15 protein-coding genes are annotated in these 12,329 nt (G+C 62.8%); 4 read left to right on the forward strand and 11 right to left on the reverse strand.

Going from position 1 to position 12,329, the window contains the following annotated elements:
- Positions 1 to 68 precede the first annotated feature (68 nt).
- From BLU15_RS04610 to gatB, 3 genes are all read right to left on the reverse strand, one after another.
- Complete coding sequence (locus tag BLU15_RS04610) at positions 69 to 560, reverse strand: GNAT family N-acetyltransferase (RefSeq protein ID WP_244546708.1); 492 nt, start codon at positions 558 to 560, stop codon at positions 69 to 71.
- A gap of 102 nt (positions 561 to 662) precedes the next feature.
- Positions 663 to 1,157: a GNAT family N-acetyltransferase gene (locus BLU15_RS04615; RefSeq protein WP_090294496.1), complete on the reverse strand. Its 495-nt coding sequence runs from the start codon at positions 1,155 to 1,157 to the stop codon at positions 663 to 665.
- A 2-nt stretch (positions 1,158 to 1,159) separates the two neighbouring features.
- Entirely contained in the window at positions 1,160 to 2,662 is a 1,503-nt protein-coding gene (gatB, locus tag BLU15_RS04620) for an Asp-tRNA(Asn)/Glu-tRNA(Gln) amidotransferase subunit GatB (protein ID WP_034795650.1), read from the reverse strand.
- Between the two features lie 160 nt (positions 2,663 to 2,822).
- Between gatB and BLU15_RS04625 the strand changes: the two genes are divergently transcribed.
- Both BLU15_RS04625 and BLU15_RS04630 read left to right on the forward strand, forming a co-directional pair.
- On the forward strand, positions 2,823 to 3,101 hold the full coding sequence (locus tag BLU15_RS04625; RefSeq protein WP_090294497.1) for a DUF1294 domain-containing protein: 279 nt from the start codon (positions 2,823 to 2,825) through the stop codon (positions 3,099 to 3,101).
- Between the two features lie 207 nt (positions 3,102 to 3,308).
- Positions 3,309 to 3,563, forward strand: a complete 255-nt coding sequence (locus tag BLU15_RS04630; protein WP_034795416.1) for a YjhX family toxin — start codon at positions 3,309 to 3,311, stop codon at positions 3,561 to 3,563.
- 77 nt (positions 3,564 to 3,640) lie between these two features.
- Here the strand turns inward: BLU15_RS04630 and BLU15_RS04635 are convergent, their stop codons facing one another.
- The 5 genes from BLU15_RS04635 to BLU15_RS04655 all read right to left on the reverse strand — a co-directional run bounded on the left by BLU15_RS04635 (position 3,641) and on the right by BLU15_RS04655 (position 8,421).
- Positions 3,641 to 5,092 carry a GGDEF domain-containing protein gene (locus BLU15_RS04635; protein WP_090294499.1) on the reverse strand — a complete coding sequence of 484 codons (1,452 nt, stop codon included), beginning with the start codon at positions 5,090 to 5,092 and terminating at the stop codon, positions 3,641 to 3,643.
- Between the two features lie 132 nt (positions 5,093 to 5,224).
- Complete coding sequence (locus BLU15_RS04640) at positions 5,225 to 5,716, reverse strand: GNAT family N-acetyltransferase (protein ID WP_060522219.1); 492 nt, start codon at positions 5,714 to 5,716, stop codon at positions 5,225 to 5,227.
- Positions 5,717 to 5,787: 71 nt separating this feature from the next.
- Positions 5,788 to 7,269 (reverse strand): Asp-tRNA(Asn)/Glu-tRNA(Gln) amidotransferase subunit GatA, encoded by a 1,482-nt coding sequence (gene gatA, locus BLU15_RS04645; protein ID WP_034795412.1) that lies wholly within the window; start codon positions 7,267 to 7,269, stop codon positions 5,788 to 5,790.
- A 50-nt stretch (positions 7,270 to 7,319) separates the two neighbouring features.
- On the reverse strand, positions 7,320 to 7,607 hold the full coding sequence (gatC, locus tag BLU15_RS04650; protein ID WP_034795408.1) for an Asp-tRNA(Asn)/Glu-tRNA(Gln) amidotransferase subunit GatC: 288 nt from the start codon (positions 7,605 to 7,607) through the stop codon (positions 7,320 to 7,322).
- 109 nt (positions 7,608 to 7,716) lie between these two features.
- A complete protein-coding gene (locus BLU15_RS04655; RefSeq protein WP_090294500.1) occupies positions 7,717 to 8,421 on the reverse strand; it encodes a metal-dependent hydrolase in 705 nt (234 codons plus the stop codon).
- An 81-nt stretch (positions 8,422 to 8,502) separates the two neighbouring features.
- Here BLU15_RS04655 and ruvX point away from each other — a divergent pair, with 81 nt between their 5' ends.
- On the forward strand, positions 8,503 to 8,988 hold the full coding sequence (gene ruvX, locus BLU15_RS04660) for a Holliday junction resolvase RuvX (protein WP_090294502.1): 486 nt from the start codon (positions 8,503 to 8,505) through the stop codon (positions 8,986 to 8,988).
- Here ruvX and BLU15_RS04665 read toward each other — a convergent pair.
- Together BLU15_RS04665 and BLU15_RS39445 are read right to left on the reverse strand one after the other, a co-directional pair.
- Positions 8,934 to 9,275 carry a DUF6105 family protein gene (locus BLU15_RS04665; protein WP_060522216.1) on the reverse strand — a complete coding sequence of 114 codons (342 nt, stop codon included), beginning with the start codon at positions 9,273 to 9,275 and terminating at the stop codon, positions 8,934 to 8,936. The genes ruvX and BLU15_RS04665 overlap by 55 nt on opposite strands.
- Entirely contained in the window at positions 9,272 to 9,412 is a 141-nt protein-coding gene (locus BLU15_RS39445) for a hypothetical protein (protein WP_089045732.1), read from the reverse strand. The genes BLU15_RS04665 and BLU15_RS39445 overlap by 4 nt, the downstream gene beginning before the upstream one ends.
- A gap of 241 nt (positions 9,413 to 9,653) precedes the next feature.
- Here BLU15_RS39445 and BLU15_RS04675 point away from each other — a divergent pair, with 241 nt between their 5' ends.
- Positions 9,654 to 10,589 carry an AEC family transporter gene (locus BLU15_RS04675; protein WP_060583557.1) on the forward strand — a complete coding sequence of 312 codons (936 nt, stop codon included), beginning with the start codon at positions 9,654 to 9,656 and terminating at the stop codon, positions 10,587 to 10,589.
- 48 nt (positions 10,590 to 10,637) lie between these two features.
- Here BLU15_RS04675 and BLU15_RS04680 read toward each other — a convergent pair whose 3' ends face one another.
- The gene (locus BLU15_RS04680; protein ID WP_060583555.1) at positions 10,638 to 12,290 is read right to left on the reverse strand and encodes an acyl-CoA dehydrogenase family protein; all 1,653 of its coding nucleotides are present in this window, start codon (positions 12,288 to 12,290) and stop codon (positions 10,638 to 10,640) included.
- Between the last annotated feature and the right edge of the window lie 39 nt (positions 12,291 to 12,329).

Consider the following 12,329-nt stretch of genomic DNA (forward strand, 5'->3'; position numbering starts at 1 on the left):
ACCAAAACAATGTTCCCGCTTATGCCCCGCCGCTCAGGGCTTGTCCAGTGATTCCGAGGCGGAGGCGGTCATTTCAACGGCAGCTGAAAGCCGAAGTGGCTGCGCGCAAAGCCGAGACGCTCGTAGAACCGATGCGCATCGGTGCGCACGGCGTTGGACGTGAGCCTTACCTTCTTTGCGCGCTTCTCCCGCGCCTCGCCGATCGCATGGCGCATCATGCGCTCACCGATCCCACGGCCGCGCATGTCCGCACGCGTCTGGACCGCTTCGACGATCAGGCTGGAGCTTCCACGCCCCGACAGAGACGTGTGCAGCGCGGTTTGAAAAGTGCCGACGACCTGCCCTCCAAGAACCGCAACAAAGAGTGTCTGCAGCGTCGAGGCTTCAATCCGGTCGAAGGCAGCGGCGTAGTCCGAGAAGGCCTCGGGGTCGGTCGTGTCGCCGTGGCCGCCGAGCGGATCATTGGCGAAGAGCGCGACGATTGCTTCGAGGTCCTTACGCTCGGCCTTGCGGATCAAGAGTTCGGTCGCGTCCATGGTTTCCCCGCTCACATCGTTCATCGCCCGCGGATCAAACACCCGGAGGTAACGGCGCGATGACAGAGCCGCGCCTCTCAAGCTTATCCACAGGCATGCGAAACTTCAGGCAATCGGACGGATCGCCTAGCCGAGAAGCGGCTTTTCCAGAGCGATGGCCGGCAGACCGGACGGGTCGTCAACCGGGGTCTCGCCCACTTCGGCAAAGCCGTGCGCGCGATAGAAGGTGAGCGCGTGCAGGTTCTGCGGCTCGACCTCGACGCGCATGCGCTCGGCGTCCGGGAAGCAGGTTTCGAGTTCGGCGAAGATATCGCGGCCGACGCCCTGGCGCTGGAACTTCGGAAGGACATAGAGCTGGTGCAGCACCACCGTCTTGGCTTGCGTGTCGGACATCGCCGCATAGCCCATGCCGCCCAGCTGCCCTCCATCGTCGGCAACAAGAAACTCGGCGTTCTTGCGCGCGAGTCGGGCTTTGAGCGCCGGCAGCGAATGCCAGCGCTCCGTGAGTTCGTTGACCTTCTCGACACCGTAGAAAGTGTCATAGGTCGCGTGCCACGTTTCGATCAGCAGAGCGCGAACCTTCTCCAGGTCGCGCTCGCTTGCCGTGCGCACGAAGAACATCGTTATTCCTCGATGCCGAGCTTGGCCTTGACGAGCGCCTGTACGGCCTGCGGGTTGGCCTTGCCGCCGGTCGCCTTCATCACTTGGCCGACGAACCAGCCGGCGAGCGAAGGCTTGGCCTGCACCTTGGCGACCTGATCCGGGTTGGCGGCGATGATCTCGTCGACGGCCTTCTCGATGGCGCCGGTGTCGGTCACCTGCTTCATGCCGCGCGCTTCAACGATCTCGGCCGGGTCGCCGCCCTCGTTCCAGACGATCTCGAAGAGGTCCTTGGCGATCTTGCCGGAGATGGTCTCGGCCTTGATGAGATCGATGATGCCGCCGAGCTGTGCCGGGGAAACCGGAGTCTCTTCAATGGCTTTGCCGGCTTTGTTCAAGGCACCGAGCAGGTCGTTGATGACCCAGTTGGCGGCAATCTTGCCGTCGCGCCCTTCGGCAACCGCCTCGAAATAATCGGCGATCGACTTTTCGGAGACGAGCACCGAGGCGTCATAGACCGAGAGGCCGAGGTCGCGCACGAAGCGCTCCTTCTTGTCGTCGGGCAGTTCCGGCAGGTCGGCCTTCAGCGCCTCGACGAAAGCATCGTCGAACTCCAGCGGCAGCAGGTCCGGATCCGGGAAGTAGCGGTAGTCGTGCGCGTCTTCCTTGGAGCGCATCGAGCGGGTCTCGCCCTTGTTCGGGTCGAACAGGCGGGTCTCCTGGTCGATGCTGCCACCGTCCTCAAGAATGCCGATCTGGCGGCGTGCTTCGTATTCGATCGCCTGGCCGATGAAGCGGATCGAGTTGACGTTCTTGATTTCGCAGCGCGTGCCGAAACCCTCGCCCGGACGACGCACGGAAACGTTGACGTCGGCGCGCATCGAGCCTTCGTCCATGTTGCCGTCGCACGTGCCGAGATAGCGCACGATCGAGCGCAGCTTCGTCATGTAGGCCTTGGCCTCATCCGACGAGCGCATGTCCGGCTTGGAGACGATCTCCATCAGCGCCACGCCCGAGCGGTTGAGGTCGACATAGGACATCGACGGATGCTGGTCGTGCATCGACTTGCCGGCATCCTGTTCCAGATGCAGGCGCTCGATGCCGATCTCGACATCCTCGAACTGGCCCTGACGATCCGGGCCGACCGAAATGATGATCTTGCCCTCGCCGACGATCGGATCCTTGAACTGCGAGATCTGATAGCCCTGCGGCAGGTCCGGATAGAAATAGTTCTTGCGGTCGAAGATCGAGCGATTGTTGATCGCGGCCTTGAGGCCGAGACCGGTGCGCACCGCCTGCTTCACGCATTCCTCGTTGATCACGGGCAGCATGCCGGGCATAGCGGCATCGACCAGCGAGACGTTCGCATTCGGCGCATTGCCGAACTCCGTCGATGCGCCCGAGAACAGCTTCGAATTGGAAAGCACCTGGGCATGGACTTCCATGCCGATGATGACTTCCCAGTCGCCAGTGGCGCCGGGGATGAAGCGTTTCGGATCGGGGGTGCGGACGTCGACAATGCTCATATCATGCTCTTCTTTGAAGCCTGAATTCTTGGTTTCTCGGTAGAACAATTGGTCCGCCGGTGCAAGTTGTTCGGCTGGATCAGAAGCGCCATATGCAATCTCATGCGGACGGCGAGCCTCTCTTAACCACCGTTTAGCGCCTATCGGCAAGACTTCGCTCATGTCCATCGGCCCTGCCCTGCTCTCGTTCGCAATTCTCGTCAACTTGGCGGCCTTCGGGCTGTTCTGGTACGACAAGCGAGCGGCGCGCTCCGGCCGACGGCGGATCAGCGAGCGGACCCTGCTCACTCTCGCCTTTTTCGGCGGCAGCCCGGGAGCGATGACGGCGCGCCATATCTTCCGACACAAGACGCGTAAGGAACCCTTTCGCACGCGCCTCGCGTTGATCATCGTCTTGCAAGTGGCGCTGGCGGCCATTGGCACCCTGGCGTTGCAATGACACCTTGACGCGCGAACGACGGCCTTTTAGGAAGGCACCGTTCTATTGGAGTTTTTATGTTCCGTTCTTCGCCTGAGTCCCGGTAAAGCCCGTCCGCGTAATCCGCTTTGATTGCGCGCACGGGCCGGAAACGTCACCCCGCATCTTCAGTAATTTGCGGAACGTTTTCCTGCGTTCAAACGAACGCGATTCCGGAACATTCGGACAATGGACATCTCGCGCGCAGAACAGCGCATTCTTCATCATTTGGCCCAGGGCGGCCGCATCGAAATCACCCGCGACGACAAGGCGATCACCGAAATCCGGTGCTTCACCCGTGACGGCTGGGTCTATCCCGGCTTCGACCTCGAACTTTTCCGCAAATTGAAGCGGAAGAAGGCGATCTCATCGTCCGGCGGAAAACCCTACCGCATCACGGAACGCGGGCTGCAGCTCGTGCGCTCCGAACTTAACAACCGCTAGCGGCGAATACGAACGATACCGGGCATGCCAGCATGCCCGGTATCGTCAGATGCGTACTTTACTTTACGGAAAGCGACTTACGTTGCGTGAGCGCTCGACGGGGCAGCGCATTGCACGCGGTCGCGGCCCGCAGCCTTCGCCTGGTAGAGCGCGCGGTCGGCCGCAAGCAGCAAGCCGTCGAGACCGGTGTCGCGGGTCATGACTTCGGCAGCGCCGATGCTGATGGTGACGTCGATCCTTCCGCCCTGCTCCAGGTCGATATGGAGCGCGCGCACGGCCTCGAGCAGTCGCTCGGCGACCTTGAGCGCATCAGTCGGGGATTGCCGAACCAGCACAACGGCAAACTCTTCTCCGCCAAGCCGACCGACGAGATCCTCAAAACGCAGCGTCCCGCGAACGGCGCCTGCGACCGAGACCAGCACCTGATCGCCCACGGCGTGACCATAGGTGTCATTGATCGCCTTGAAGCGGTCGATGTCGAGCATCATCACCACCGTCCCGCCTTTTCGGGCGACCGGCGCTGCGATCAGCGCGGCCGCGCGCGCCATGAAGGTCGCGCGCGCCAGGCACTGGGTCAGAAAATCATAATCGACCGCATGGGACAGGCGCCCGATCAGCGCCCGTCGTGCGGCATCGACGCTGGCGACCGCCAGCGGGCAGAGCGCAAGAAGGGTCGTCCCCAGCCGGGTGGAGGTGAGCGTCTCCTCGGCCACGCCGCTGACGCCGAGATGCAGGGCGCCGGAGGCAACGGCAATCTGCGTCAACACACAGACGATCGCCGTCAGGATCGTCACCGGGAACAAGCCATAGCTGAGCGCGCACCACAAGAGTGCCGGCACCGGGAAAGCGAAAGCGCCTGGGCCGCCGATGACGAGCGCCGCAGCGCAGGACAAGACCAGGGAGACGAACGGCCAGACGGTTGCAGAAGCAGAGGCCGTTGAAACCGTCATTCTCGTGGCACGGGATCGCAAACCGTCTTCAGGAAGCGGCGCTGCCAGGAAAACCGGGAGCAGAACCACATAATTGACCAGCTCGGTGGTGAGCCAGGCGACGAATGCGTCCGCGACGGGTTTGCCGAAGGACAGGTGAACCGCGACCGCTCCGACGAGCGAGGCGCCCATCGCCGCCAGGGAGGAGGCAGCGAACATGTAAAGGACCGAGCGCGCCCGGCGCAGGTGCCGATGCTCCGGCGAAAAGCGGCGATAGAGCAGGAAGCCGATGACGACGCCGACCATGTTGGCCGCATTCAGCGCCGCAGCTTCATAGAGATCCGCGCCGGTCACCAGGTCCGCAAGAACGTAGGCCAATGCCGCCGTCAGCCATCCAGCCGGGCTGGCGAGCGACGGTTTTCTGATCAGCAGACCGAGCAGGATCGCATTTGCCGGCCAGATCGAAGCCAGCATGCCGACCGGGCGACTCAAGATGCCGAGCACGCAGGCGGTGAAGACGATCACGCACAGGCCGGCAAGCCAAAACGAATGGTGGAAAGGTCTCAGAACCAACGGTCGCGGAACCGTTTTATCCAGCATCTGCAACAAGCGCCCCCCTTGCGGTGCCCCACCACCACGTCATACCCCATAATATTTCATGGGCCTAATGAATGCGGTGTGAATAGGCCAGCCGGCTTTGCGCGTGGCTGCCATGCATGAGGTGGCGGGGTGTCAATGATCCGGGCTTTGCTCCAGAGATTTGCTCAGACCGATGAAGGCAACGTCGCTGTCGAGTTGCGGCGCATAGGCGGTCGACAGCCAACTCACGCCATAGCCGTGATTGCGGAAGAAGCGCACGGCGCGGTCGTTGCGCGCGTGCGTCTTGGTGGTGGCCGCGTCGAATCCGTCCGCAGCAATACGACGCTCGATCTCAGCAAGCAGCAGCCCGCCGAAGCCCCTGCCCTGGAGCTGCGGCTCGATCCACAGATCGGAGATCGCATTGTCGAAGTTCTCGCACGCCACCCAACCGCAGATGGCGCCCTCGCCTTCGACGAGCAAAACGGAAAGCCAGTGATCGAACAGAAAACGGAGAAATGCGGCCTCGGCCACGCGCCGCATCTTTTCGCCATCGGCGAGGCCCGCAATTGCCGACTGCCAGGATCTAAGGCCGATTTCGGCCAGCCGGTCGACGTCGCCGGCGCGGGCATGGCGGATGACGGGCATGACGCGGTCTCCTTCCGCGATGCAACCGAAGAAGAAAGGGCGGTACCTCGTCGGTACCGCCCCTCAAGAGTTTACCACCACTTGGTGGGTGTGAAGCGGCCGGCCGCCTGTTCGATCACATGCGCGGTCTTGAACAGCGTTTCTTCCTCGAACGGCTTGCCGATCAGCTGCAGGCCAAGCGGCAGGCCCTTGTGGTCGAGACCGCCGGGAACGGCGATACCGGGAAGGCCGGCCATGTTCACCGTTACCGTGAAGATGTCGTTGAGGTACATCTTGACCGGATCGGATGCCAGGTCCTCGTCGGCGATGCCGAAGGCAGACGACGGCGTCGCCGGCGTCAGGATGGCGTCAACGCCGGCATGGAACGCCAGTTCGAAGTCGCGCTTGATCAGCGTGCGCACCTTCTGCGCCTGCAGATAGTAGGCATCGTAGTAGCCGGCCGAAAGCACGTAGGTGCCGATCATGATGCGGCGCTTGACTTCGTGACCGAAGCCGGCGGCGCGCGTCTTTTCGTACATGTCGACGATGTCCTTGCCGTCGACGCGCAGGCCGTAGCGAACGCCGTCATAGCGGGCAAGGTTCGAGGAGGCCTCGGCCGGAGCGACGATGTAGTAGGCCGGCAGCGCGTATTTCGTGTGCGGCAGGGTGATGTCGACGATCTCGGCACCGGCTTCCTTCAGCCAGGCAATTCCCTGCTGCCAGAGCGCTTCGATCTCTTCCGGCATGCCATCGACGCGGTATTCACGCGGAATGCCGATCTTCATGCCCTTGATCGACTTGCCGATCGCGGCTTCGTAATCCGGCACCGGCAGATCGACCGAGGTCGTGTCCTTGGTGTCGACGCTTGCCATCGACTTCAGGAGGATCGCGGCATCGCGCACGTCACGGGCGATCGGGCCTGCCTGGTCGAGCGACGAGGCGAAAGCGACGGTGCCCCAGCGCGAGCAGCGACCATAGGTCGGCTTGATGCCGACGGTGCCGGTGAAGGCTGCCGGCTGGCGGATGGAGCCGCCGGTATCGGTGGCGGTCGCGCCGGCGCAGAGATGCGCGGCAACGGCTGCGGCGGAACCACCGGAGGAGCCACCCGGCACGAGATCCAGATTGGAGCCCTTGGCGCGCCACGGGTTCTTGACCGCGCCGTAGTAGGAGGTCTCGTTCGACGAGCCCATGGCGAACTCGTCCATGTTCAGCTTGCCGAGCATGACGGCGCCGTCGTTCCAGAGGTTCTGGGTCACGGTCGATTCGTAGCGCGGCGCGAAACCGTCGAGGATGTGGCTGCAGGCCTGGGTGTGCACGCCTTCGGTGGCGAAGAGGTCCTTGATGCCGAGCGGGATGCCTTCGAGCGCACCGGCCTTGCCGGCGGCGATACGCGCATCCGAAACCTTGGCCATCTCTCGTGCCTTTTCGGGCGTGACGGCGATGTAGGCGTTGATCGCCTCATTGGCGGCATCGATCGCGCCGAGATAGGCGTCGGTCAGTTCGACGGCGGTGATGTCCTTCGCGGCGAGCTTGCTGCGGGCTTCGGCAATCGTCAGGCTGGTAAGGTCGGTCATGGTAAAATCTGGCTTTCGCAATCAGAAACGTCGGGGCGGCTGGCGGGAGATTACTCGACCACCTTCGGAACGAGGAAGAAATTGCGATCGGAATTCGGCGCATTGGCAACGATGTCGTCGGCCTTGTTGCCGTCCGATACCGTGTCCGTCCGCTTCTTCATATCCATCGGCGTGACCGAGGTCATCGGCTCGACGCCATCGACATTCACTTCGGAGAGCTGCTCGACGAAACCGAGGATGCCATTGAGCTCACCCATCATCCGTTCGGCTTCTTCTTCGCTGACGGCGATACGGGCAAGGCGCGCGACGCGCTTCACGGTGGCAAGGTCTACGGACATGATCGTCTCCGGTAACTGGAACTTCCCCCGCTATAATGGCGCAGGGCGAGCCACGCAACGGGGGAATTGCCGGAGGACCGGGCCTCTCGTCAAAAGGCCCGGCGCAACATCAGATCTCGACGACGCCGCCGACGTGCGGCGTCGCCACCTTGGTCGACGCGCTTTCCATGCCGGCAACGAAGGTTTCCGGGGTCTGGTCGATGATCGGGAACGAGCCGTAATGGCAGGGGATGGCTGTCGAGAACTTGAAGAAGCGCTGGCAGGCCAGGGCCGCAACCGCCCCGCCCATGGTGAAACGATCGCCGATCGGCACGATGCCGATCTCCGGCTGATGCAGCTCGTTGATCAGCGTCATGTCGGAGAAGATGTCCGTATCACCCATGTGATAGAGCGTCGGCTCGTCCTCGAAATGCAGCACCAGGCCGTTGGCATTGCCGAGCGAGTGCGAGACGCCGTCCTCGGTCAGCTGCGCCGACGAATGCAGCGCGTTGACGAAGGTCGTCGAGAAACTACCGAGATTGATCGTGCCGCCGGTGTTCCCCATTTCCAGCGCCTTGACGCCATGCCGGCCGAGCCAGGCGGCAAGGTCGGCATTGGCAACGACCGTCGCGCCCGTCTCCTTGGCGATCGCAATGGTATCGCCGACATGGTCGCCGTGACCATGGGTCAGGAGAATGTGGGTGAGCCCGGCGGTCGCGTCCCGGCGCTCCTCGTCGCGGAACGCCGGATTGCCGGTAAAGAAGGGGTCGATCAGGATTTTGGACTTTGCCGTTTCGATGTGAAAGGCGGCATGGCCGAGCCATTTGATCTTCATGACGATCTCCCTGATGATTTGTCTGTCGCAACAGCATATGGATCAGACAACTCTCCGCGCAAAGATCGAATCGACAATCCCATGGCAATTCTCACTATCGAAGAACTCGCAGCCCAGCTACAGCCGAACCAGGCCATTGCAGGCCTCGACCTCGGCACGAAAACGATCGGTCTCTCGGTCTCCGATCTCGGTCGCCGCTTTGCGACCCCGCGCGAGGTGATCCGTCGGGTCAAGTTCGGCGTGGACGCGGAGGCGCTGCTGTCGGCAGCGACGAAAGAAAAGATCGCGGCCTTCGTCATCGGCCTGCCCGTCAATATGGACGGCAGCGAGGGGCCGCGCTGTCAGGCGACCCGCGCCTTCGTGCGCAACATGGAACAGAAAACGCCCCTGCCCTTCGTCTTCTGGGATGAACGGCTTTCGACCGTAGCGGCCGAGCGGGTGCTGATCGAGATGGACGTGTCACGACGCAAGCGGGCCGAACGCATCGATTCGGCCGCGGCCTCGTTCATTCTTCAGGGCGCGCTCGACAGGCTGGCGTCGCTGGCAAGAGACGGCCTCTCGGACTGAGGGGCCGCGGCACCGAAGCGGCGACGATACCAGGCGGCGATCTGGCGGCGCTTGCGAAAGCCGATGATGGCGAAAACGATCAGGCTGTCGACGACGATCGCGCGGGCTACGAGCGGCGGAATGGTTTCCGGCGGGATGCCGAGGACGTTTCCGTAGATCTGGAACACCAGATCATGGGTTTGGCGCGTCAGCATAAAGAAGCCGAAGCTCATGTCGTAGTACGACAGGCCGTACCAGGAGCCCAGCAGCAGGATCGGCCCGCCCCAAAGGATCAGAAACCACTTCATGCGGCTCCCCTTTCCGAGATCTGCCGAAAGACAACCGGGTAAATCGCGCGGTCAGCCAGCACGACGGCCACAAGAACCATAGCCGGAACTGCGATATCTAGCGCCAGTCCGGCAAAAAACATCATCATGATGATCATAAGACCAGTTCTCACCGAACCGCTCCATTCCGGAATCCATTAAAATTCCGGATCAATCTCCGCCCTTGCGGCGACCCGCGCAACGTAAACCATTTGTTAAGGTTAATTTTCACAGGGCAGTCCGGTCGCGGATCCTTGAAGGCGGGACACTCCCGTTTGATCGCCGCCTCGTGCCACCAGCGCATTCCGGTCGGCGATGATTTGAGGTAGCGATAGACGTCCCGCACGCAGGCCCTCCCCCATGACCGTCGTCTTTGAAAGCATTCTTCCCGTCTTCCTGCTGGTCCTGCTTGGCGCCTGGCTCAAGCGTTCGACCTTGATCGATCAGGGTCTTTGGCTCGGGCTCGAGCAGTTCGGCTACTTCATCCTTTTCCCGTCGCTGTTGTTTTCGACGCTCGCCCAGGCCGATTTTGCCGGATTGAAGGCCGATGCGACAGCTATAGCTACGATCGGAAGCGTCAGTTTGATGTCGGTCTTCGTGCTGCTGTTGTGGCCGATGCTGCGGAACCGCCAGGTATCAGGTGCATCCTTCACCTCGGTCTTCCAGACGGCGACACGCTGGAATGGGTTCATGGCGCTGGCGATCGCGCAGAAACTCTATGGCCCGATCGGCCTGACACTGACCGCCCTGGTGATGACGCTCGTGATCATCCCGATCAATCTCTACAATATCGGTGTTCTCGTCTGGTTCGGCGGTGGCAATCGCGACTTCCGCCGCTTCTTCGCCAAGATCGTCTCCAATCCGCTGATCGTCGCCTCGGTGCTCGGTATTCTCGTCAACATGATCGGATTGAAGATCTACGGCCCAGTGATGGCCACGATCGATATGCTGGCAAGCGCCTCGCTCAGCCTCGGCCTGGTGATGGTCGGTGCGGGCCTGCGGGCATCCGATGCGCTGAAGCCCAGCAGGACGGCGTTGCTCGCGGTCTTCCTCAAGCTGATCGTGATGCCGGTCTTCATGGTGAGCGCGAGCTACCTGCTCGGCATTCGCGGCGATGCTCTGCTGGTCATCGCGCTCGGCGCGGCCGTGCCGACCGCGATGAACGGCTATCTACTGGCCAAGCAGATGGATGGCGACGCCGAACTCTATGCGGCGGTCGCGACCGTCCAGACGGTCGTTTCGTTCTTCACGATACCGCTCGTGCTCTGGCTGACGGCTTACGCCGCAGGGGGCTGACGGCCTATGCCGCAGCGGCCTGACGGCTTACGCCGGACGTCCTGCGACTCAGGCCGCAGGGGGATAGAGAAGGTCCAGGATGTAGGCGGAATCGAAGCGCGAATCGAGCATGCCGTAGGTCGAGCGCCACCCGGCAGCCAGGCGCGATTCGAGGAAGGCATCGGCAATGCGACCGGCACCGAGACGGTAGAGCTCGGCGGCAGCGGCGGCGAGCGCCAGTTGCTCGACCAGCATGCGGGCCGCACCCTCATCACGCTCGCACAGCGACATGGCCGCGCGCAGCACGTCGATCGTCTTGCGACCGGACGGGCCGAGATCGCGGGCCAGCACGACGAAGAGCTGCTCGAACAGATCCTTGCCCTTGGCGAGAACCCGCAGCACATCCAGCGCCATGACGTTGCCGGAGCCTTCCCAGATGGCATTCACAGGCGCTTCGCGGTAGTGGCGCGCCAGTGCACGCTCTTCCACATAGCCGTTGCCGCCGAGGCACTCCATCGCCTCATAGATCAGAGCCGGCGCGATCTTGCAGGCCCAGTATTTCGCAACCGGCGTCATGATCCGCGCGTAAGCCGCGTCTTCCACGCTGCTGCGCGCCTTGTCGAAGGCTTCGGCCAGGCGGAACGAAAGTGCGCTTGCCGCGGCAACGTCGAGCGCCATGTCGGCGAGCACGCGCGTCATCATCGGCTGGCTGACGAGCGGCTTGCCGAAAACCTTGCGGCCGCGCGTATGATGTACGGCTTCGGCAAGCGAAGCGCGCATCATGCCGGCGGAAGCGAGCGCGCAGTCGAGCCGCGTCAGCGTCACCATGTCGAGGATCGTGCGGAGGCCGGCATCCGGCGCGCCGAGGATGAAGCCGAACGTGTCTGAGAACTCGACCTCGGAAGACGCATTGGAGCGGTTGCCGAGCTTGTCCTTCAGCCGCTGGAACCGCAAGCCGTTGGCGCTGCCGTCTTCCAGGAGCCTCGGCACCAGGAAGCAGGCAAGCCCTTCGCGGGTCTGCGCCAGCATGACGAAAGCGTCGCTCATCGGGGCCGACATGAACCACTTATGACCATTCAGCCGATAGATGCCCTCGCCCACCCGTTCGGCCGTCGAGGTGTTGGCGCGCACGTCGGTGCCGCCCTGCTTCTCGGTCATGCCCATGCCGACGGTGACGGCCGACTTCTGCATCCACGGACGGTTGGTGGAATCGTACTTTCGCGACAGGATCTTCGGCGCCCACTCCTTCTGCACCGCCGGCGACGCAGTGATCGCTGCAAGCGATGCACTGGTCATCGTCAGCGGGCAGAGATGACCGCATTCGAGCTGCGCCGTCAGATAGAAGCGGATCGCCCGCGTCTTGTGCGACTGGTTGCGCTCGTCCGGCAGATTTTCCCACGCGGACGCGTGCAGGCCCGAGGACATCGAGCGGCGCATCAGCGCATGCCAGGCCGGGTGGAACTCGACGACATCGAGACGCTCGCCGCGCGGCCCGTGGGTCTTCAGCTTCGGCGGACCTTCGTTCGCCATGCGCGCCAGTTCCTGGGCCTCCGGCGAGGTGACGTAGCGGCCGAGCACGTCGAACTCATCGCGCAGCGTCTTGCTCATGCCCGATGTGATGTCGACCACCAGCGGATCGGAGCGATAGGCGTTGACACCGGACCAGGGCTTGGGCTGGTTGAGCTCGGCGAGTTTCTGTTCAGTCCGGTTCATCTGATTCATGGGCCGGTTCTAGCGCAAGTTTCTCGACCACGGAACGGG

Origin of the sequence: Ensifer sp. YR511 (genome assembly GCF_900103045.1) — a bacterium.
GTDB lineage: Bacteria > Pseudomonadota > Alphaproteobacteria > Rhizobiales > Rhizobiaceae > Ensifer > Ensifer adhaerens.

Bases quoted from the DNA above. Each gene is read 5' to 3' on its own strand.
- ruvX (WP_090294502.1), top strand. From the start codon at position 8,503: ATGGCAATTCTCACTATCGAAGAACTCGCAGCCCAGCTACAGCCGAAC.
- BLU15_RS04610 (WP_244546708.1), bottom strand. From the start codon at position 560: ATGAACGATGTGAGCGGGGAAACCATGGACGCGACCGAACTCTTGATC.
- BLU15_RS04655 (WP_090294500.1), bottom strand. From the start codon at position 8,421: ATGAAGATCAAATGGCTCGGCCATGCCGCCTTTCACATCGAAACGGCA.
- BLU15_RS04625 (WP_090294497.1), top strand. From the start codon at position 2,823: ATGTCCATCGGCCCTGCCCTGCTCTCGTTCGCAATTCTCGTCAACTTG.
- gatB (WP_034795650.1), bottom strand. From the start codon at position 2,662: ATGAGCATTGTCGACGTCCGCACCCCCGATCCGAAACGCTTCATCCCC.
- BLU15_RS39445 (WP_089045732.1), bottom strand. From the start codon at position 9,412: ATGATCATCATGATGATGTTTTTTGCCGGACTGGCGCTAGATATCGCA.
- BLU15_RS04680 (WP_060583555.1), bottom strand. From the start codon at position 12,290: ATGAATCAGATGAACCGGACTGAACAGAAACTCGCCGAGCTCAACCAG.
- gatC (WP_034795408.1), bottom strand. From the start codon at position 7,607: ATGTCCGTAGACCTTGCCACCGTGAAGCGCGTCGCGCGCCTTGCCCGT.
- BLU15_RS04675 (WP_060583557.1), top strand. From the start codon at position 9,654: ATGACCGTCGTCTTTGAAAGCATTCTTCCCGTCTTCCTGCTGGTCCTG.
- BLU15_RS04640 (WP_060522219.1), bottom strand. From the start codon at position 5,716: ATGCCCGTCATCCGCCATGCCCGCGCCGGCGACGTCGACCGGCTGGCC.
- gatA (WP_034795412.1), bottom strand. From the start codon at position 7,269: ATGACCGACCTTACCAGCCTGACGATTGCCGAAGCCCGCAGCAAGCTC.
- BLU15_RS04630 (WP_034795416.1), top strand. From the start codon at position 3,309: ATGGACATCTCGCGCGCAGAACAGCGCATTCTTCATCATTTGGCCCAG.
- BLU15_RS04665 (WP_060522216.1), bottom strand. From the start codon at position 9,275: ATGAAGTGGTTTCTGATCCTTTGGGGCGGGCCGATCCTGCTGCTGGGC.
- BLU15_RS04635 (WP_090294499.1), bottom strand. From the start codon at position 5,092: ATGCTGGATAAAACGGTTCCGCGACCGTTGGTTCTGAGACCTTTCCAC.
- BLU15_RS04615 (WP_090294496.1), bottom strand. From the start codon at position 1,157: ATGTTCTTCGTGCGCACGGCAAGCGAGCGCGACCTGGAGAAGGTTCGC.